This is a genomic window from Faecalibacterium sp. OM04-11BH (assembly GCF_003482185.1).
GTDB lineage: Bacteria > Bacillota > Clostridia > Oscillospirales > Ruminococcaceae > Faecalibacterium > Faecalibacterium tardum.
Genome location: NZ_QULS01000009.1, coordinates 95,329 through 115,168, shown reverse-complemented (window position 1 = coordinate 115,168; position 19,840 = coordinate 95,329). Strand labels below are relative to the sequence as shown.

Annotated in this window: 21 protein-coding genes; 9 read left to right on the top strand and 12 right to left on the bottom strand. The window is 60.1% G+C overall.

The window, feature by feature from the left end; all coding sequences use genetic code 11:
* Positions 1-78 precede the first annotated feature (78 nt).
* Positions 79-864 carry a GPR endopeptidase gene (gpr, locus tag DXB44_RS09475; protein ID WP_118658551.1) on the bottom strand — a complete coding sequence of 262 codons (786 nt, stop codon included), beginning with the start codon at positions 862-864 and terminating at the stop codon, positions 79-81.
* Positions 865-1,028: 164 nt separating this feature from the next.
* Between gpr and rpsT the strand changes: the two genes are divergently transcribed.
* Entirely contained in the window at positions 1,029-1,289 is a 261-nt protein-coding gene (gene rpsT / locus DXB44_RS09470) for a 30S ribosomal protein S20 (protein ID WP_005943554.1), read from the top strand.
* A gap of 72 nt (positions 1,290-1,361) precedes the next feature.
* On the opposite strand, the gene DXB44_RS09465 is transcribed toward rpsT, so the two are convergent.
* From DXB44_RS09465 to DXB44_RS09450, 4 genes are all read right to left on the bottom strand, one after another.
* Positions 1,362-1,610, bottom strand: coding sequence for a peptidoglycan synthetase (locus DXB44_RS09465; RefSeq protein ID WP_118658550.1), 249 nt, complete (start codon positions 1,608-1,610; stop codon positions 1,362-1,364).
* A gap of 109 nt (positions 1,611-1,719) precedes the next feature.
* Positions 1,720-2,076: a stage V sporulation protein AE gene (spoVAE, locus tag DXB44_RS09460; protein WP_055186569.1), complete on the bottom strand. Its 357-nt coding sequence runs from the start codon at positions 2,074-2,076 to the stop codon at positions 1,720-1,722.
* 1 nt (position 2,077) lies between these two features.
* On the bottom strand, positions 2,078-3,094 hold the full coding sequence (locus DXB44_RS09455) for a stage V sporulation protein AD (RefSeq protein WP_118658549.1): 1,017 nt from the start codon (positions 3,092-3,094) through the stop codon (positions 2,078-2,080).
* Positions 3,095-3,182: 88 nt separating this feature from the next.
* Positions 3,183-3,632, bottom strand: coding sequence for a SpoVA/SpoVAEb family sporulation membrane protein (locus DXB44_RS09450; protein WP_097779383.1), 450 nt, complete (start codon positions 3,630-3,632; stop codon positions 3,183-3,185).
* 78 nt (positions 3,633-3,710) lie between these two features.
* Here DXB44_RS09450 and DXB44_RS09445 point away from each other — a divergent pair, with 78 nt between their 5' ends.
* From DXB44_RS09445 to DXB44_RS09420, 6 genes are all read left to right on the top strand, one after another.
* Positions 3,711-4,565 (top strand): M15 family metallopeptidase, encoded by an 855-nt coding sequence (locus DXB44_RS09445; RefSeq protein ID WP_118658548.1) that lies wholly within the window; start codon positions 3,711-3,713, stop codon positions 4,563-4,565.
* A gap of 325 nt (positions 4,566-4,890) precedes the next feature.
* Positions 4,891-5,460 (top strand): DUF4358 domain-containing protein, encoded by a 570-nt coding sequence (locus tag DXB44_RS09440; protein ID WP_118658547.1) that lies wholly within the window; start codon positions 4,891-4,893, stop codon positions 5,458-5,460.
* 166 nt (positions 5,461-5,626) lie between these two features.
* Complete coding sequence (locus DXB44_RS09435; RefSeq protein ID WP_118658546.1) at positions 5,627-7,045, top strand: MBOAT family O-acyltransferase; 1,419 nt, start codon at positions 5,627-5,629, stop codon at positions 7,043-7,045.
* Between the two features lie 12 nt (positions 7,046-7,057).
* Positions 7,058-8,230 (top strand): DHHW family protein, encoded by a 1,173-nt coding sequence (locus DXB44_RS09430; RefSeq protein ID WP_118658545.1) that lies wholly within the window; start codon positions 7,058-7,060, stop codon positions 8,228-8,230.
* Between the two features lie 223 nt (positions 8,231-8,453).
* Positions 8,454-8,807: a hypothetical protein gene (locus tag DXB44_RS09425; RefSeq protein ID WP_055186576.1), complete on the top strand. Its 354-nt coding sequence runs from the start codon at positions 8,454-8,456 to the stop codon at positions 8,805-8,807.
* Between the two features lie 74 nt (positions 8,808-8,881).
* Positions 8,882-9,211: a hypothetical protein gene (locus tag DXB44_RS09420; protein WP_005925259.1), complete on the top strand. Its 330-nt coding sequence runs from the start codon at positions 8,882-8,884 to the stop codon at positions 9,209-9,211.
* Between the two features lie 185 nt (positions 9,212-9,396).
* Here the strand turns inward: DXB44_RS09420 and DXB44_RS14430 are convergent, their stop codons facing one another.
* From DXB44_RS14430 to hrcA, 6 genes are all read right to left on the bottom strand, one after another.
* Positions 9,397-9,621 (bottom strand): hypothetical protein, encoded by a 225-nt coding sequence (locus DXB44_RS14430; protein WP_147366428.1) that lies wholly within the window; start codon positions 9,619-9,621, stop codon positions 9,397-9,399.
* A 10-nt stretch (positions 9,622-9,631) separates the two neighbouring features.
* Complete coding sequence (locus DXB44_RS09415) at positions 9,632-10,150, bottom strand: hypothetical protein (RefSeq protein ID WP_118658544.1); 519 nt, start codon at positions 10,148-10,150, stop codon at positions 9,632-9,634.
* Positions 10,151-10,277: 127 nt separating this feature from the next.
* On the bottom strand, positions 10,278-11,450 hold the full coding sequence (gene dnaJ, locus DXB44_RS09410) for a molecular chaperone DnaJ (protein WP_118658543.1): 1,173 nt from the start codon (positions 11,448-11,450) through the stop codon (positions 10,278-10,280).
* Positions 11,451-11,734: 284 nt separating this feature from the next.
* Positions 11,735-13,561, bottom strand: coding sequence for a molecular chaperone DnaK (dnaK, locus tag DXB44_RS09405; RefSeq protein WP_118658542.1), 1,827 nt, complete (start codon positions 13,559-13,561; stop codon positions 11,735-11,737).
* A gap of 101 nt (positions 13,562-13,662) precedes the next feature.
* Positions 13,663-14,280 carry a nucleotide exchange factor GrpE gene (locus DXB44_RS09400; RefSeq protein WP_118658541.1) on the bottom strand — a complete coding sequence of 206 codons (618 nt, stop codon included), beginning with the start codon at positions 14,278-14,280 and terminating at the stop codon, positions 13,663-13,665.
* Positions 14,277-15,350, bottom strand: coding sequence for a heat-inducible transcriptional repressor HrcA (hrcA, locus tag DXB44_RS09395; protein WP_118658540.1), 1,074 nt, complete (start codon positions 15,348-15,350; stop codon positions 14,277-14,279). Before hrcA ends, DXB44_RS09400 begins: the two co-directional genes overlap by 4 nt.
* Before the next feature lie 722 nt (positions 15,351-16,072).
* Between hrcA and DXB44_RS09385 the strand changes: the two genes are divergently transcribed.
* Positions 16,073-17,791, top strand: a complete 1,719-nt coding sequence (locus DXB44_RS09385) for a hypothetical protein (RefSeq protein WP_118658539.1) — start codon at positions 16,073-16,075, stop codon at positions 17,789-17,791.
* A gap of 70 nt (positions 17,792-17,861) precedes the next feature.
* On the opposite strand, the gene DXB44_RS09380 is transcribed toward DXB44_RS09385, so the two are convergent.
* Positions 17,862-18,404, bottom strand: coding sequence for a stage V sporulation T C-terminal domain-containing protein (locus DXB44_RS09380; protein ID WP_118658538.1), 543 nt, complete (start codon positions 18,402-18,404; stop codon positions 17,862-17,864).
* Between the two features lie 157 nt (positions 18,405-18,561).
* On the opposite strand from DXB44_RS09380, the gene DXB44_RS09375 reads away from it, so the two are divergent.
* Positions 18,562-19,812, top strand: a complete 1,251-nt coding sequence (locus DXB44_RS09375) for an aminoacetone oxidase family FAD-binding enzyme (protein WP_118658537.1) — start codon at positions 18,562-18,564, stop codon at positions 19,810-19,812.
* The last annotated feature ends 28 nt before the right edge of the window (positions 19,813-19,840 follow it).

Genomic DNA, 19,840 nt, shown 5'->3' with positions numbered 1-19,840 from the left:
TCTGGTTCTCTTTTGGTGTCAAAAGAGAACATCCCTCGGCAGCATCCTCCTGCCCCAGCGGAGGGCATTTCAAATCGTTCACCCCGTCAGCCAGCAGAGCTGCTGCACGGTAAGGCGGGGCTGCAAGGCGCGGTTGACCGCACACGCCAGCAGCGCCGCGCCGTGGGCGATGACGCTGTCCAGCGCCCGGGGCGTGACCACAAGGTCTGCGCCCTCCTGCGCTTGCATCAGGGTGGGGATGCCCGCCGCCACCACCGGCACGCCTAAGGTATCCCGGGTCAGGTGGCGGGTGTGGTCGGTTTGCGCCGGGTAAAGCCCCGAGTCCGAAAACTGCACCGTGCGCCCCAGCCGCTGCCCCTCGGCAGAGCAAAGACTGTCCACGCAGACCACCGCCGCCGGGCGCAGCTGCCCCACCAGCGCCGCCGCCAGCTGCTGAAGCGAAAGCCCGGTGGCTGCCGCCACCCCGGGCGCAACGGCTGCCACCGGGCGCAAGCCCCGCACCGGTGGAGCAGCGCCCGCGCCCATGGTGACAAGGATGTGCTGCACCGTGCGCGGGCCAAGGGCATCGGCGGTGATACGGCGGTTGCCCACCCCCAGCACCAGCACAGGGCCTTTGGGCGGCAAAAGAGCGCGCAGCTCCCGGGCGCACACCTCAATGACGGCGGCGTCCCGCTCGTCCAGCACGCTGACGCTGGGCATTTCCAGCGTGACATACCTGCCCCGGGGGCGGCTGAGCCCCTCGCGGGCAACTTCTACCCGCGTTACCGTCACCCCGCCGTGGCGGGCGGTGGCCAGCCGCACCCCTGCGGGCAGGGGCTGCGCCGCGCCGCTGAACAGCTCGTCGGCCATATCCGTAGTACGCATTTCCACACTCTCCGTTCCTTTTTGGGGCAAAAGCCCGCTTTCTTGCCGGAAAGTATGGGAAAAATAAAACTTTTCCAAACAAAAATCAAAAAAACGCTTGCGCTGGTACGCGAAATATGGTATCATAGGGTGCGCTGTTATAGGTAGCCAAGGAGGTGGAACGAATGCCTAACATCAAATCTCAGAAGGACCGCGTCGTGCAGGCTGCTGCAGAGCAGGCTCACAACAAGGCCATTAAGACCAACCTGAAAACAGTCGTCAAGAAGGCAGACGCTGCCATCGATGCGAATGCCGCTGACAAGGACGCAACCGTCCTGGCTGCTGTTTCCGCGATCGACAAGGCTCGCGCTAAGGGTGTCATCAAGAAGAACACCGCCAGCCGCAAGATCAGCCGTATGGCAAAGCGTGCTAACAAGAACGCTTGATCGCGCAGTTTGATTGACGAACAAAACCTCTGTACCGGGTATCCGGCACAGGGGTTTTTGTTTTTTCTGCCGTTATGTCCCGCACAGTGCGGCAAGGCTTTGCCGCTGCACCGGCTGTAGCAGCTGCTCCGGCGGCAGGGGCTGCGGCGGCACCATCCACCACACCGCCCACGCTGCAGGGACCACCGCCGCCAGCATAAGCCCCGGGTACAAAAGTGCCGGCTCGTGCAGCCACGGGCTGCCCGGCGGCAGCACCAGCGCCGTGCACAGGCACAGCGCTGCCCACAGCTCCCACAATACGGTCTGTCCGCTGTGTTTCATGCGCTTCACCTCCGTTTTGCCCCCAGTTTACCAGCCGCCGGGCGCAAAATATAGCGAAGCAGCGCAGGCAAGCAGCACTTTCCCGCAAGCCGCAAACGCATCCCATTATTCAGTTCTGGTCATGGCTTTTGCCCACAAGGCTGCACACCACGCCGCAGACAAGGCTTGCGGTGATGCCCGCAGAGGCAGCAGTCAGCCCGCCGGTCAGGATGCCGATGGCCCCCTTTTCCGCCACGGCGGTGCGCACCCCCTTTGCCAGCAGATGCCCAAAGCCCAGCAGCGGCACGCTCGCCCCCGCACCGGCAAACTCTGCCAGCGGCGCATACAGCCCCACCGCCGAAAGTACCACTCCCGCCACCACATAGCCGGTCAGGATGCGGGCCGGGGTCAGCTTTGTCAGGTCGATGAGCAGCTGCCCCACCGCGCAGAGGACACCGCCTATTAAAAATGCCCACAGATAGTTCATTTCAGCTCTCCTTTTCCGGTGCGGTCAGTTCCACCAGATGTGCCACCGCCGGGATGCTCTCCTTCTGCAAAAAGGTGGTCTGGCTCATCAGCGCCCCGGTGGCGATGAACAGCACCCGGCGGCTGCCGCGGCGCAATAGCTTTGGCAGGATATGTGCGCAGAGCACGGCGGCGCAGCAGCCCGCGCCCGAACCACCGCTCTTTACCCGCTGCTCCTCGGCATCGTAAAGCAGACAGCCGCAGTCCGCGTGGTTTTTCAGCAGCAGACCCTCTGCTGCCAACAACTCCCGCAGCATCTGACTGCCTACCAGCCCAAGGTCGCCGGTGTAGATGCAGTCAAAATCCCGCAGTTCTGCATGGGTATCGGCAAGATAATGCAGCAGCGTGGCGGCTGCTGCCGGTGCCATGGCTGCGCCCATGTTGTTGATATCCTTGATGTTATAGTCCTGCACCCGGCCAAGGGTTGCGGCGGCAATGCCCACCCCCTGCCCTGCCGGACGCAGCAGGCAGCACCCGGCGGCGGTAGCCGTCCACTGCGCGGTAGGGGTGCGCACCGCGCCGTAACTCAGCGGGGTGCGGAACTGACGCTCTGCCGCGCAGAAATGGCTGGAGCTCATGGTCAACAGGTTCTGTGCCGCCCCGCTGCTGCACAGTGCCGCGCCCAGCGCCAGCGCCTCGGCCATGGTGCTGCACGCGCCGAACAGCCCCGCAAAGGGCACGCCCAGCTCCCGCAGCGCGTAGCCGGAGGCGGTGCACTGCGCCTGCAAGTCCCCTGCCAGCGCAAGGTCTACCCGCTCTGCGGGCAGAGACGCCTTTTGCAGGCAGAGCCGCGCCGCCCGCAGCTGCAACTGCTTTTCGGCGGCTTCCCAGCTGCGCTGTCCCAGCCGGTTGTCGGTGGTCAGTTCATCAAAGCCCGCCGCCAGCGGGCCATCGCTCTCTTTTTTGCCGCCCACCGCCGCCTGTGCGGCGATGACCGGCGGGGTGTGGAACAACAGGGTATCGCCCCGACGCTCTGTCATAAAAAATTTCTCCCTTTCTGCAAAAAATGCCCCGGAACGTGCTATACTGTTGCTGCGGCGCTGCAATATCCGGCGGGGCTGTTCCGTATTATAGGATAGAAGCCCCCAGCAGCCACAGCACCGCACCGTACACCACCGCCGCCAGCGTGCCGTACACGATGACCGGCCCGGCGATGAGGAACATCTTGGCTCCCGTGCCCGTCACCCGGCCTTCGGCCTTGAACTCGATGGCCGCGCTGACCACCGCGTTGGCAAAGCCGGTGATGGGCACCAGCGACCCCGCCCCGGCCTTTGCCGCCAGCTTCTGGTACCAGCCCAGCGTGGTCAGCACCGCCGAGAGCAAAATCAGGGTGCAGCTGGTCAGGGTGCCCGCCGTTTCGGCGTCCGCGCCCTGCCGCAAAAACTGCTGGCGCAGCCCTTCGCCCAGCAGGCAGATGCCGCCGCCTACACAGAACGCCCACAGGCAGTCTGCCAGAAGCGGCGAATGCGGCCCTGCCTTTTGCACCCGGCGTGCGTATTCCTGCGCTGTCATCTTCATCTTCCCGCGCCCCCTTTTGCGGATAGTCTGCCCGGGGCGGCGGGTGCTTATCCTTTTTTGCGAAAGAAGGTATAGTCTATGCGTTCTTCCCATCATCGCAACCATCACGCCCGCCGTCTGCTCTGCCTGACGGCGCTGGCCTGTTTTGTGGCGGGCGGCGCTGCCTACGCCTGCACCCGCAAAGCTGCGGTGCCGCAGCTGCCCGAGCTGCCTGCCGAGAGCCTTGCGCAGCCTGCAAGCGCCCTGCCCGAAACGCCAGTGCAGCAGCCCGCCGAAAACGGCGTGCAGCAGAGCACCCTTACCGCCGCACAGGCACAGGCCATCCTGGACGACCCCCGTATGATCCTTGTCAACCGCACCCACCCGATAACGGAGGACTACCCCGTCGAGACCAAGGAATGCGGCTCGGCTACCGCCATCAACAAGACTTTGCAGACCGAAGCCGCCGATGCCTTTCTCTCCATGCAGGCCGCTGCCGCCAAGGACGGCGTGGATGTGCGGATGCAGAGCGGCTACCGCAGCGTCAGCTACCAGAAAAAGCTGTACGACAACAAGACCCAGTACTACCGTGATAAGGGTCTGAGCGAAGCCGCCGCCCGGGAAAAGGCGGCTGCCATCGTCAACCCGCCGGGCTGCTCCGAGCACAACTGCGGCCTTGCCGCCGACCTGAACAGCCCGGAGCACACCACCCTTGACACCGGCTTTGCCGACACCGCCGCTTTCCGCTGGCTGTGCGAGAACGCAGAGCAGTACGGCTTTATCCTGCGCTACCCCAAGGAAGCCGAAAGCGTGACCGGCATCACCTACGAGCCGTGGCACTGGCGCTATGTAGGCCCGGAAAACGCCGCCCTGCTCAACCGGAGCGGCCTGTGTCTGGAGGACGCCATCGCCGTTTTGCAGCGCATTGCCGCCGGGGAGACCGTGACCGGTTAAAATCCGATGAAAACTGCATGGAAATCAATATTCCGAATGATGGCTTCCCCCGGTCGGGGGAAGCTGTCACCGTAGGTGACTGATGAGGGTGCGCCTTTAGCTGCTGCCCGCGGGAAATTACCCCTCATCCGGCGCTACGCGCCACCTTCCCCCCAAGGGGTGAAGGCTCTTGTCCCGGGGCAAACTACAAAAAGGATTTTCGTGAAAACCCTGTGGGGTGCGTTGCAATTTACCTGCTGTTATGGTAAGATAAGTACAGTCTGCCCGTGTGCGCAATACCGCCCCGGGCTGTGACAAATGAATTCAACAAAAGAAGGAATATTTTATGATAAACCGCACAAAACTTTCTGTGATCGCCGTCAGCGCCGTGCTGGCTGTTGCCCTGACCGGCTGCGGCGGCAGCGCTTCTTCCGCGCCGTCCTCCGTGTCCAGCGCCTCTGCCTCTGCACCGGCTTCCAGCACTGCCGCCCCGGCGGCGGATACCGCTGAAAACGGCACCGCCGATCTGGGCAGCGCCGTGGAGACCCTGCTGGCTGCCAACCCCATCTCCAACCAGTTCGAGATCGCCGCCATGAACATCGAGTACGACTTCGGCCTGAAGGCGGAGGACGTAGCCGCCTACAAGGGCGTGAAGAGCAATGACAACGGCGACGCCGGCCTTGTGCTGGTGGTGGAAGCCGCTTCCGGCAAGGCACAGGACGTGGTGACCGCACTGGAAAGCTACAAGCAGGATCAGGTGGCTTTCTACGGCAACTACGCCGAGTTTGCACAGGCACAGAGCAACGTGGAAAACGCCATCATCTCCTCCAAGGGCGACCGAGTGGTCATGGTGATCGCCTCCAACGAGTGCTCCGCAGACCTGAACAGCGCTGTGGACAGCGCCCTGAACAGCTGAATCTGATCTTCCGAGCCGGTGCCATCTGCGGCATCGGCTTTTTTCAGTAGAAAGCCCCTGATGAGGGGTATTTCTGCTGAAGCTGCGCCCGCATCCGTCATGCCACCTTCCCCCGACCGGGGGAAGGCTGAGTTTGTAATTCCGTGTAAAAAAGGAGGCTGACCCCTTGGTTTTCAGCACCATCATCTTCCTGTTCCGCTTTTTGCCCATCACGCTGGCGCTGTACTATCTTGCCCCCGCAAAACTGAAAAACACCGTGCTGTTTTTGTGCAGTCTGGTGTTCTACTGCTGGGGCGAGGTGCGCTTTTTCCCGGTCATGGTGGCGCTTATCCTCATCAACTATCTCAGCGGCCTTGCCATCGAACATTTTGATGCAAAGCCCGCGCTGCGCCGCTTTTTTCTGCTGGTGGCGCTCATTGGCAGCTTAGGGATGCTGTTCTACTTCAAGTACGCAAACTTTGTGCTGCGCAGCGTGAATGCCCTGCTGGGCACCGCCTTTGCCGAAATTCAGGGCATCGGCACCCTGCCGCTGGGCATCAGCTTCTACACCTTCCAGACCCTTTCCTACTCCATCGACGTCTACCGCCGGGATGTAAAAGCCGAGCGCAATATCATCGACTTCGGCGCTTATGTGGTCATGTTCCCGCAGCTCATCGCGGGGCCTATCGTCAAGTACCGGGACGTCTCCGACCAGCTGCACGTCTACAAGCACCGCTATAACTTCAAGCAGATTGAAGAGGGCATGACCCTGTTCACCTTCGGTCTTGCCAAAAAGGTGCTGCTGGCGGACGCCGTGGGCGCACTGTGGACGGATATCATCGGGGTAGCCGACAGCCCCTCCACCACCTTTGTGGGTCTGGCAAATGCTTCCACCCCGCTGGTGTGGCTGGGCATCATCGCATACAGTTTGCAGCTGTACTTCGATTTCTCCGGTTACTCCCTCATGGGCATCGGCATGGGCAAGATGCTGGGTTTCGACTTCCCCGCAAACTTCAACTACCCCTATATCTCCGCTTCCATCACCGAGTTCTGGCGGCGCTGGCACATGACCCTGTCCGGCTGGTTTAGGGAGTATGTGTATATCCCGCTGGGCGGCAACCGCAAGGGGCTCAAGCGGCAGATCCTGAACCTGTTTATCGTGGAGCTGCTCACCGGCATCTGGCACGGCGCGAACTGGAACTTTATCTGCTGGGGCCTTTACTACTTTGTGCTGCTGGCGGTCGAAAAGCTGTTCCTGCTGCCCTACCTGAAAAAGGGCAAGGTGTGGCCGCATTTCTACACCCTGTTCCTCGTGGTGGTAGGCTGGGCGATGTTCGTGGGCAACGACACCGGCGTGTCCTTCGGGCTGCTGTTCCAAAAGCTCTTTGTCCCCTCCGGCGGGGTGTCGCCGCTGTATTTCCTGCGGAATTACGGCGTGCTGCTGGCGGTAAGCGTGGTGTGCTGCACCCCGCTGATCGAAAAGCTGTGGGATGTGCTGCGCAAGAACGCAGTTACCCGCTGCGCCGCCATCCTGACGCTGCTGGTGGTCTCCACCGCCTATGTGGTGGGCAGCACCAACAGCCCGTTCCTGTATTTTAACTTTTAAGGAGGCGGGAAGATGTCCAAACACGAGAAAAAGACCTCCTCCCTTTTGCACTACCCGGTGCTGGTGGTGTTCAGCCTGTTTTTCATCGGGCTGTTCGCGCTGGATATGGTCACCCCGGATCGCAGTTACAGCGAGCTGGAGAATACCACCCTGAGCCAGCGCCCAGCGCTGACCCAGTTCACTGCCAAGGGGCTGAACAGCTACTTTACCGCCTACACCAAATACGTCAAGGATCAGGTGGCGGGGCGCGACCAGTGGATCAGTCTGCAGAGCGTGGTGGAGACCACTCTGCTGCAAAAGCAGCAGAACGGCGGCATCCTGCTGGGCAAGGAGCACATGATGTTCCCCCGCACCTACGGGCTGCTTTCCAGCGAGGAGCGCACCCTGCCCAAAAACACCGCAGCGCTCACCAGCCTGTGCCAGCGCTACCCGGGCAAGGTGAATGTACTGGTGGCACCCGCTGCCAGCGATATTTATAAAGAGAACGTGCCCGCCAACGCCCCCCTGCTGGACGAGGACGGCTACCTTGACCAGCTTTCCGCTGCGGTGCAGGCGGCCGGCGGCAGCTTTGTGGACGTGCGCCAGACCCTTACCGCCCACAAGAGCGAGTATATTTATTACCGCACCGACCACCACTGGACGAGCCTTGGCGCTTACTACGCTTACAGCCAGCTGTGCGATGCCCTTGGCCTTACCCCCTTTGATACCGCCGCCCACACTGCGCTGACTGCCGATGGCTTTTACGGCACCCACTACGCCAAGGCGCGCACATGGAACGCCGTGCCGGACGTGATCACCTACTACGACCTTGACAACACCCTGACGGTCTGGAACGTGACGGCGGCAGGCCAGCCCGCCGAGGGGCAGACCACCGGCCTGTACGACACGGAGAAACTCGCCGTCTATGATAAATATGCCATGTTCCTGCACGGCAACAACGGTTTAAGCCGGGTGCAGGGCAACGGCAGCGGGCGCATCCTTGTCATCAAGGACAGCTACGCCAACTGCTTTGTGCCCTACCTGACCGCCAACTACGCCGACATTGACGTGGTGGATTTCCGCAACTACAACTACGGCTTGGACAAGCTGATCGCTGATAACAGCTACGACCAGATCCTTGTGCTGTACAATTTTGACAGTTTCAAGAGCGACCCCTACCTCTACCGCGCCGGGGTGACGGGGTAAAATAACCAAATGCCGAAATTATTGCAGTCTATTTTCACAAATTTATAGCTGCAATTTCATGCGTCCCGCCAGTTTTTGCACAGATGTGCCAAAACCCCTTGATAAAATCCGACCACTGTTGTAGAATGACCATATAGAGAACAATGCTCTATCGGCCTTGGGTATGGACGCCGGGGAATCGGGATGCAATGCGGCATTCCCCCTTGACAAAGGAGTATTGAAGATGAAAAAGATGAATTATCCCGCAGATTATGCGGTACTTTCCAACGAAGAAATGACCTATACCACCGGCGGCGGCGCAGTGGATAATGCTGCCGGTCTCGCCACTACCGCCGCAACGGTCGTAGGTGCTGTGGTGCTGGCCTCCAGCTATATCTGGGGCATCAAGCAGGCACGCACCTGGCTGCAGCAGGACGGCAACAAGGACGGCAACTTCTTTACCGTGATGGGCCGTGCCACCGATGCCATTGCTGCCGATATGGGCAAATCTGCCGGCAACTTTGTACGGGACGCCGTTTCCGCCACCATGGTAGTGGCACTGGCTCCCCTGAGCGCCATTCTGCTGGTCGTGCGCTGAGACCCTTTATTCAGAAAAAACGGTGCGTTTGGATACACCGTTTTGGATAGCTTTGTTTCAAAAGGAGTGTTATTATGGAAAAAATGATGATGCCCGCGTATTACAACGTCCTGTCCACTGAGGAAATGACCTACACCGAAGGCGGCGCTACTGCTACCATGTCTGAGGCTCTGCTGTGCTGGCTGATTCCTCCGTACGGCTGGTTCAAAGGCGTGACCGCTGTCCGCGACTACCGCCGTAAGAACCCCAACACTTGGATGGAGAAGGGTCTGGATGCTCTGGCTACTGATATGGAGAAGAGCACTGCCAACACCATCCGCGACCTCGCCTGCGCTGCATGGTTCGTCACTTCAACCGCTTCTGGTGTCGGTCTGGTCATCAACGCAGCGATCATCCTGCTCTGATCCATCTTATCTCATAAGACGGATCGGAGTACACCAAAGAACAAAGCAGGCGGAGGCGCTGCCCGAAAGGGCAGCGCCTCCGCTGTTTTTGTGGTTTCAAACGCAAAAAACGGCGGCACGCTCCGATGGAACGCGCCGCCGTTTGGTTTTTTATAATACAATCGACCCGGGTATCGTGCCTTTTTTCAGCAAGCGGTATCTCCAAAAAATGGTTTTACTGTATTGGGCGAAAGCCCGCTGCGCTGTGCTTTCTCCTGTTCGTAGGTCACACGGGTCGCTTCCTCCACAAAGGCTCTGACCTCCGGCGTTGCCGTAGACCATGTAACATTGAAACGGCGACAAATCTGATAAAACGTGCGATAAAACGCCTCCCGTTCCGGGTCACGCTGGAAATACTCTTTTGCATCCATCGAAAACACCTCACTTCAAATACGTCACAAAGATATTCATAGCCGCCTCGCCAGACAGTTCATAACGCGGCGCTCCGCCAAAACTCGGCAGTGGGCACGCGCCATAATCCCGGATATAGTGTTCTGCCAATTCCGGAACCTTTGCTTCAAATGTGACCGTCCCGCCACATCCATGATCGATCGACAGCTTGATACCGTAGGCAATCAAAACCCGTCCGATTCCCTGATATCTTTTGGAATGACCAACAATTGTCGGGTTGCTTTCCGGCTGGCTTTCAATATAGGTGATGTGCACCATCACATCATTTTCCAGTATTTCATACGCTGCCAGTGCAACCAATTCGCCATCCGTTGTTTTTAACGCATACTTTTCAAAAGCATCCTTCTGGATATAGGCAGACATCCAACTCGTCTGCCATACAGGCTCTTTTTCCGTCTGTGCCGCATCTGCTTTTTTCATGCGTGTGATCCGCACACCTATTTTCTGTTCATCATCTGTTTTCAGAATAAACGGTATAAACCTTGCCATATAAACCTCTTTCCCAAATGCGACGTCCCGAATCATCAGTTATATTATACTCGATTCTGTGTAGATTTTCAACAAAAACAAAAATCCCCTGAGCTGATGTTCCCGGCAGTTCAGGGGATCTCATATCTTATGCGTTGAACATATCCTTCAGCTTTTTGAAGAAGCCCTTACGCTTTTCGTAGTTTTCTTCTTTCAAAGTGCCCTCAAATTTTTTCAGGGCATCGCGCTGGGTCTTGTTCAGCTTTTTGGGGATCTCCACCTCGCACTTGACGTACATATCGCCGCGGCCACGGCCGTTCAGGTACTGGATGCCCTTGCCGCGCAGGCGGAAGGTGGTGCCGCTCTGGGTGCCCTCGGGCACGGTGTACTCCACCTTGCCGTCAATGGAGGGTACGGTGACGCTGTCGCCCAGCACAGCCTGACTGTAAGTGATGGGCACGGTGACCCACACATCGTATCCGTCGCGCTGGAACACCTCGCTGGGGCGCACGCTGACCATGACGATGACATCCCCGGCGGGGCCGCCGTTGGTACCGGCATCGCCCATGCCGCGCAGTGCAAAGCTCTGGTCGTCGTCGATGCCCATGGGGATGGACACCTCCAGCGTCTTTTTGGTAGCCACCTTGCCGCTGCCGTGGCAGACCTTGCAGGGGTTCTTTACCAGCTTGCCCTTGCCGCCGCAGCGGGAGCAGGGCTGCTGGGTCTGCATCACGCCAAAGGGGGTGCGCTGCTGGCGGATGACAAAGCCGCGTCCGCCGCAGTCCGGGCAGGTCTCGGGGCTAGTACCGGCGGCGCAGCCGGAGCCGTGGCACGCAGTACACTCCTGCTGACGGGTGATGGTAATGTTCTTCTTGCAGCCGTGCACGGCCTCGTCAAAACTCAGGGTGATGCGCACCCGGATGTCCTGACCCTTGCGGGGGGCGTTGGGATTTGCCTGACGGGACGAGCCGCCGAAGCCGCCAAAGCCGCCGCCGAAGATATCGCCAAAAATGTCGCCCAAGTCCACACCGTCGCCGCCAAAACCGCTGAAGCCGCCGGGGCCGCCGCCGTTCTGTGCTGCATAAGTGGGGTCAACACCGGCAAAGCCGTACTGGTCGTACAGCTGGCGCTTTTTCGGGTCCGAAAGCACCTCGTTTGCCTCGTTGATCTCCTTGAACTTTGCCTCGGCGTCCTTATCGCCGGGGTTATAGTCCGGGTGGTACTTCATGGCAAGCTTGCGGTATGCCTTTTTGATCTCGGCATCGCTTGCCCCCTTGGATACCCCCAGCACTTCGTAATAATCACGCTTTTCCTGTGCCATATCCACTCACCTCTCCAACCTCTCCCGTCACGGTCTTTCTCCGCCGAAACCCTCTCAGGCGCTGCCGCGCCAGCTCCCCCGAGGGGGGAGCTTAGACCGAGAAGGGAAACTTGTCCTCACCGCCAAAAGCTCGCCCATCGGGAGAGCTGGCATTGCGAAGCAATGACTGAGAGGGTTTACATTCTATAAACCAGCAAGAGCCGCTCCGGCCTAAACCGGAGCGGCTTTTGCTCTATTGCGCGTGTGCCCGCCGGTTTGGCCGGACACAGCGCTTTGTGTCAAACTTAGACTTCCTTGAAGTCGGCATCCACAACGCCGTCATCGTTGGGCTTTGCGTTGGCTGCGCCTGCGTCGGCACCGGGCTGTGCACCGGCGGCCTGCTGTGCGGCAGCGGCTGCCTGATACATCTTCTCGAACACCTGGCTCAGGGCTTCCTGCTTTGCCTTGATGTCGTCCACGTTGCCGGACTGGACAGCGGTCTTCAGGTCAGCAAGCTTTGCCTCGGCATCGCTCTTCACGTCTGCGGGCAGCTTGTCGCCGTTCTCCTTCAGCATCTTCTCGGTCTGGAACACCATCTGGTCGGCACCGTTGCGGATATCGACCTCTTCACGCTTCTTCTTATCGTCGGCAGCAAACTGCTCAGCTTCCTTCACAGCCTTGTCGATGTCCTCCTTGGACATATTGGTAGAAGCGGTGATGGTGATGTTCTGCTCCTTGCCGGTGCCCAGATCCTTAGCGCTGACCTTCACGATGCCGTTGGCATCGATATCGAAGGTAACTTCGATCTGAGGCACGCCACGGGGAGCCGGAGCAATGCCGTCCAGATGGAACACACCCAGACTCTTGTTGTCGCGGGCAAACTCACGCTCGCCCTGCAGCACGTTGACCTCAACAGAGGGCTGGTTGTCGGCTGCGGTGGAGAATACCTGACTCTTGTGGGTGGGGATGGTGGTGTTGCGGTCGATGATCTTGGTGCACACGCCGCCCAGAGTCTCAATACCAAGGCTCAGCGGGGTGACATCCAGCAGCAGCAGACCCTTCTTCTCGCCGTTCAGAACGCCGCCCTGAATAGCAGCACCGACAGCCACGCACTCATCGGGGTTGATGCCCTTGAAGGGCTCGCAGTTCAGTTCCTTCTTCACGGCGTCGTAGACAGCGGGGATACGGGTAGAACCACCGACCATCAGCACCTTCTTCAGGTCGGAAGCGCGCAGACCTGCATCCTGCAGAGCCTTGCGCACGGGGGTCATGGTACGATCGACCAGATCAGCGGTCAGCTCGTTGAACTTTGCGCGGGTCAGGGTCATATCCAAGTGCTTGGGGCCGGTAGCATCGGCGGTGATGAAGGGCAGGTTGATCTGGCTGCTCATTGCGCTGGACAGCTCGATCTTAGCCTTCTCGGCAGCTTCCTTCAAACGCTGTGCAGCCATCTTGTCCTTGCGCAGGTCGATGCCGTTCTCGGTCTGGAAGGCGTCTGCCATCCAGTCGATGATGCGCTGGTCGAAGTCATCGCCGCCCAGATGGGTATCGCCGTTGGTTGCCAGAACCTCGGTAACGCCGTCGCCCATCTCGATGATGGACACATCGAAGGTGCCGCCGCCCAGATCGTAGACCATGATCTTCTGGTCGTCCTCTTTATCCACACCGTAAGCCAGAGCAGCTGCGGTGGGCTCGTTGATGATACGGCGGACGTTCAGACCGGCAATGGTGCCTGCGTCCTTGGTTGCCTGACGCTGGCTGTCGTTGAAGTAGGCAGGCACAGTGATGACAGCTTCGGTGACGGTCTCGCCCAGATAAGCCTCGGCATCAGCCTTCAGCTTCTGCAGGATCATAGCGCTGACCTGCTGGGGAGTGTACTCCTTGCCGTTCAGGGTCACCTTGTGGTCGGTGCCCATCTGACGCTTGATGGAAGAAACGGTGTTGTCGGGGTTGGTGATAGCCTGACGCTTTGCAACCTGACCTACCAGACGGTCGCCGGTCTTGGTGAAGCCGACAACGGACGGGGTGGTGCGGGCACCCTCAGAGTTGGCGATAACAACAGGCTCGCCGCCCTCCATAACAGCTACGCAGCTGTTGGTAGTACCAAGGTCGATACCAATAATCTTACTCATAATGAAGTCTCCTCTCGAAAGAACAAATCTTGTTTATATGATGCTTATGATGATGTCAAGCGGATGTTATTGCAAACTCCCTTGCGGGAGGTTCGGCTTATTTATTCAGCCACCACAACGGTTGCATGACGGATGATCTTGTCACCCAGCTTGTAACCCTTCTGGAAAACGGTGACCACCGTGCCGCTCTCCTGCCCGTCCGGGGCGGGGATCTGCTGCACAGCATTCATAAAGTTGGGGTCAAAGGGCTTGCCCAGCACCTCGATCTCCTCCACATGGAGGGCTTCCAGTGCCTTTGCCGCCTTATCCAGCGTCATGACCACGCCCTTTTTGTAGTTCTCATCGGTGGTGGGGGCGTTGGCAGCCATATTCAGCGTATCCAGAATGGGGATGATCTTTTCCACTGCATGGGAAACACCGTCGCCAAACTTCTGGTCGGCCTCGCGGGTGGAGCGCTTGCGGTAGTTGTCGTACTCGGCAGCCATGCGCAGCAGCTGATCCTTGGCCTGTGCGGCGTTCTTTTCCGCTGCATCCAGCTTTGCCTTAATGGCTTCCATCTCCCGGGCCTTCTTGTTGAACCAGCCGCCGTCCTTCTTCTTGTCCTCTTCGGTGGCAGCTTCGGCAGCAGCCTGTTCGGGCGCTGCGGCAGCAGTCTTTTCCTCGGGGGCAGTCTCCGGCTGCTCGGTCTCGGGCACCGTGTTCTTTGCTTCTTCGCTCATTCCAGATCCTCCTTATAGATCACAGTCCGCCGTGGTACGGCAGCCTGCGGGGTGTCTTTTCGTTTGCCGCTCATGCCCTCGCCCAGCTGGTCTGCAAACTCGTGCAGCAGGGGCATCAGCTTCTGGAAGGGCATCCGGGTGGGGCCGATCAGGGCAATGGAGCCCCACAGCCCGCCGCCTACCAGATACCGGTCGCTCACGATGCACAGCCCGGGGATCTGCGGTTCCAGATCCTCGCCCAGCAGCACGCTTTCGCTGCGGTTTTCCGGGGGTGCGATCAGGTCTGCGGCCTGTTCTTCGTCGTTCAGCAGGGTAAGGATATCACCCACCCGGCCGTCCAGCTGCGGCCAGTCCAGCAGGTACTGCTCGCCGCCCAGAAATACATGGGGCTTTACGCTGTCCTGCAAAATTGCGGCTGCGGCGCTGACCACCGGCACAAGCTCCGGTGCGATCTGGCTGCACAGCTCGCTGAGCATCCGGGTGGAAAGATCCACCGGCGCCACAAAGGTAAGGTTGCGGTTGAGCAGCGCCGCAAGGGCAGCTGCATTTTCCCGGGAAAGCCCGGTGCGTACCCGCGCCACCCGGGTGCGGACGTAGCCGGCGGTGGTCACAGCCAGCACTGCGGCTGCGCTGCGGCCCACCTGCACCACCTCGTAATGGGCGATGCACAGATCCTCGGCGCAGGGGGTGCTGACGGCGGCGGTGCAGCCGCTGATGGCGGCCAGCGCCTTGGCAGCGCCCTGTGCCAGCTTTTCCGGCTCGTGGTCAAGGCTGGCGAACACCGCATCTACCCGGGCGCGGGTAACGCGGTCCAGCGGCTGATCATCGGTCAGCAGATTGTCCAGATAATACCGGTAGCCCTTGGCGCTGGGCACACGCCCTGCGCTGGTGTGGGGCTGCTCCAGCAGGCCCAGCTTTGTCAGCGCCGCCATCTCGTTGCGCAGCGTTGCGCTGGACACTGCCATGTCAAAGTAGTTTGCCAGCACGCTGCTGCCCACCGGCTCGCCCTCAAGGCCATACAGCGCCACGATTGCCTGCAAGACCCGTTGCTTGCGTGCATCCATCGTCATAGCGCCTGCCTCCTTTTTGTATTGCTTTTGTTTGTTTAGCACTCCTTGTTCCTGAGTGCTAAGACCATTATAACCGTTTTTGCCCTGCTGTCAAGCCCTTTGCAAAAATGTTTATAAAGATTCATAATTCTGTCATAAAGGGGGTGTGAACTCCCTCAGTCAAAGCCTGCGGCTTTGCCAGCTCCCTCTGGGAGGGAGCCTTTGGCATGGTGGCATAGTTTCCGGCTCAAGCGCAAAGTTTGCGGGCGTGCCCGCTCCCCCTTGGGGGAGCTGTCGCGCAGCGACTGAGGGGCTATGGATGGAGAAGCGAAAAAGCGTTAAAGCGATAGCGCCGACTGGCGCAGCGCTAGCTTTTTTGTGCTTCGACTTCTGCTTTAGGTTTGTCAAGGGCGTGCAGCCCTTGGCCCGTTGCGGGGCGGGTGGAGTCCAGAGGTAGGGAGGGGGGAGTCGGAACACCCCTCCCTGCCTCTGGCCCAGCGGAGCGTCCCTGCACGCTGAAGGCAGGCAGAAAGTCACCCCGCAAAGCGCACACTTTTCTGGTTCTCTTTTGGTGTCAAAAGAGAACATCCCCGGGCAGCAGTGTTTTAGTTTTCCCTCCTTTTCAGCCATTCGCGCAGTTTTAACCCCCATTCGCGCAGAATTTCTTTTGTTTTTGCCCAATTTGTGGTATATTTATAGTAACGACACCCCGTATAAACCCCACACGAAAGGAGCGAAATTTTATGAAAGCCAAACGCATTGTAAGCATCCTGCTGACCGGCAGTATGCTGCTGTCCCTGCTGCCGGTGTCTGCACTGGCAGCCGCCCCGGTGTTTGATGCACCTGCCCAGACCACGGCCAAAAAGGCTGCACCCCTTGTACAGGAGGCCGACGCCTCCCGCAGCACCGAGGAGGAAGCCGCCACCCGCAGCAGCCGTGATCTGGACGCGGAGAACGGCACCGCCGATAGCATTACCATCCAGCTGAACGCCGATGGCACGCCCGCAGGCAGCGGCGACGGTACCCATTGGTACTACAGCGCTGACTCCGGTTGTTGGCTGTACAATGGCGTTTTTGCCCTGCAGCCCTCCTCGGAGGCCGAGGCTGAAAGCGCATTGCAGGCAACTCTCCGTATTAAAGATGCCGAATTTAACAGCGGCACCGTCGGCGGTGAAACCAGCAATGACGGCACCATCTCCGGCGGCACCTTCCAAGGGATGGTGTACAACCACCGCAACTACAACGATCAGGGGTCCATCCCCGGCGTCATCCTTGACGGCACCTTCCAAGGGGCTGTTGTCAACTGGGGCACCATCTCCGACGGCACCTTCCTAGGAGAGGTGAACAACAACTACAGCTACGACAACAATAATATGTCCATCCCCGGCGTCATCTCCGACGGCACCTTCAAAGGGGAGGTGTTCAACTACGGCACCATCTCCAATGGTAACTTCCAAGGGGATGTGCGCAACTACCGAACCATCTCCGGCGGCACCTTTGAGGAAGTTGTCGAGGTATACGCCTCCTCCGACACGGAGGCCACGATCGCGGGCGGGACCTTTGAAAAGAGTATGAAGCTTGAGAATAATGACGCCCCCATCACCATCAGCGACGGCCTGTTTGACGGCGAGGTTTTCATCGAAAGATGTCGCTCCCCGCTTTCCATCACCGGCGGCCTGTTTACCCAAGCTGTGAATGTAAGCGACACCGACCCGACCAATCTTCAGATCACCGGCGGCTATTTTGTAAGCAAGCCCACCCTGCCGGAAGGCAGCGACACGACCTTTGCCACTGTGAGCGATCAGAGTTACCGAGCCTTCAAAGTGCCTGTAAATGGAGACTGGTCTGAAAACGGCTACAGCAAACTTTATGTGCCCCACGGTATGTCTGAGCGGCAGGCCAATACCATTACCGTAAAGACCAATACCAAACTGCTCTATTACCTTGCAGATGGTGAACAGTTCCCCATCCCTGACAGCGATAGCGACAGCTACATTTACGAGATCCCTGTGCAGAATTTTGAAAAGATCGTTCTGGTGACCGAGGAGCCTTCGGCACCCCCAACGGACGACCCCGGCGAGCTTGACCCGGCGTTCTCTTCCGGCGCAGCCGCACTTGGCATCGTGCTGGGCACTGCAGGTCTGGGTTATGCCACCTATGTCTACGGTTCTTCCCTGTACCTGCACTATGCGCTGCCGGACGGCTTTATCCCCTCTACCCGGCAGGAGCTGGCAAACGTCCTGTGGACGACTGCCGGCAAGCCCGACCCCGTAAGCACCGCACTGTATACCGATATCCCCGCTGACAATATCGAGCAGCAGAAAGCCGCCCGCTGGTGCGCAGAGCAGGGTCTGCTCTCCGACCACGGCGCAACCTTCGGCCCGGACACCAAGGTGACCAATGCCCGCATCATCCGCGCATGGAACAGCCTGAAAAAAGTGCCTGTGACCATCACCAAATAATCATCCTCACATTCATCCTTTCATGTACACCGCCGCCCGGCTTGCTTTCACAGGCCGGGCGGCGGTGTTTTCACTCCTCCATCTGCTTTGCCAGAAAGGCCGCTGCCACTGCAACCGCCTTGCACTGGGCGTCCTCCGGGCAGGCGGTGCGGTCCTCGGTCAACAGACCCACCGCGCCGGTCACGTCCCCGCCCGCCAGTACCGGCGCGGCGCACAGCAACACCCGGGGTGCGCCCTCGCAGGGCAGCAGGGTCTTTTCCGGGTTGCCGGGGCTCTGGTAGGGCTTGCGGGCCTCCATGAGCTTTTCCAGCGGCTGGCTGATGCTGCGGTCGGTCAGCTCCCGCCGTCCGCTGCCGCTGACTGTCAGAATGCGGTCCCTGTCGCACACAAAGGCGGTCAGTGCGAATTGGCGGCTGAGCACCTCTGCCAGCTGGGCGGCAAGGGTGTTCACCTCGCCCATGGGCGAGTACTTTTTAAAGATCACTTCCCCGTCGCCGGTGGTAAAGATCTCCAGCGGGTCGCCCCGCCGGATGCGCTGGGTGCGGCGGATCTCCTTGGGGATCACCACCCTGCCAAGCTCGTCGATGCGGCGCACGATACCGGTTGCTTTCATTATTTTGCCCTCCTTGCGGTTTCCTTTGTATGTAGTATCTGTCAGCGGCGGCAAATTATACCGGCAGCGCATTTTTTGCTTTGCCCGCCGCATTGCGTTCCGGGCGGGGTTCTGCTACAATAAATAGGAATAAAACCCAAAGAAAGCAGGTGTCCGCATGGCACACATCCTTATTCTGGGCGGCGGTGCCGCCGGACTGGCCGCTGCGCTGGCGGCTGCACAGGCCGCACCCGCTGCCCGCGTCACGGTGCTGGAGCGCAACCCCAAGGTGGGCAAAAAGCTGCTGGCTACCGGCAACGGCCGCTGCAATCTGGACAACACCGCCATCGCGCCGGAAAAATACTTCACCGCCGACCCCGCCGCGCTGCGGCCTTTGCTGGCGGCGGTGGATGCCGCCGCGCCGCTGACGTGGTTTGAGCAGCTGGGGCTGTACACCCGCACCGATGAGGCCGGGCGGGTGTACCCCTATTCCAATCAGGCAGCCGACGTGCTGGCGCTGCTGGAGCTGCATTTGCAGCGGCACACCGTACAGCTGCGCACCGGCTGCACGGTAAGCACTCTGCGGCAGAGCAAGGGCGGCTACGCCGTGCAGTTTACAAACGCCGAGGGCGGCACCGAAAGCCTGCGGGCAGATGCCGTTATCTGCGCCATGGGCGGCGCTGCCGGGCCGCAGTTCGGCACGGACGGCTTCGGCACCCGCTTTGCCGCCGACTGCGGCGGGCAGATGCGCCCGCTTTACCCCTGCCTGACCGCCCTGCAATGCGCAAAGCCGAACAAGAGCCTTGCGGGCATCCGCGCCAAAGCCGCCGCCCGCCTGCTGGACGGCGACCGGGTATTGGCTGAAGAAATGGGCGAGGTGCAGTTCACCGACTACGGGCTTTCCGGCATCTGTATCATGCAGCTGTCCGGCCTGCTTGCCCCCGGGCGCAGCCCGAAGCACCCGGCGGTGGAGCTTGATCTCTTCCCCGCTGTGCCGGAGACAGAGCTTGCCGCCCTGTTTGCGGCGCGTGCACCGCTGCTTGCCGAGGACACGGCGGCGGCGTTCTGGCTAGGGCTTTTACACGGCAAGCTTGGCCGCGCCCTCTGGGCTGCCGCCGCCCTGCCGGATACCACCCCCCACGCCCTGCCTGCAGGCAGCTGGCAGAAGCTTGCCCACACCGCCAAGCACTGGCGGTTCGAGGGGCTTACCCCCTGCGGCTGGCGGCAGGCGCAGACCACCGGCGGCGGGCTTGCCCTGACCGAGGTGGAACCGACCTTCCAGTTCAAGGGCTGTCCGAGGCTGTACTTCGTGGGCGAAACGCTGGACTGCGCCGGAAGCTGCGGCGGCTTCAACCTGCACTGGGCGTTCGGCAGCGGCCTTGCCGCCGGGCGGGACGCTGCAAAGCACCTTTGCAGCCGAAAACGGTAACAAAAAAAGGATCCTGAAACGCCAGCTG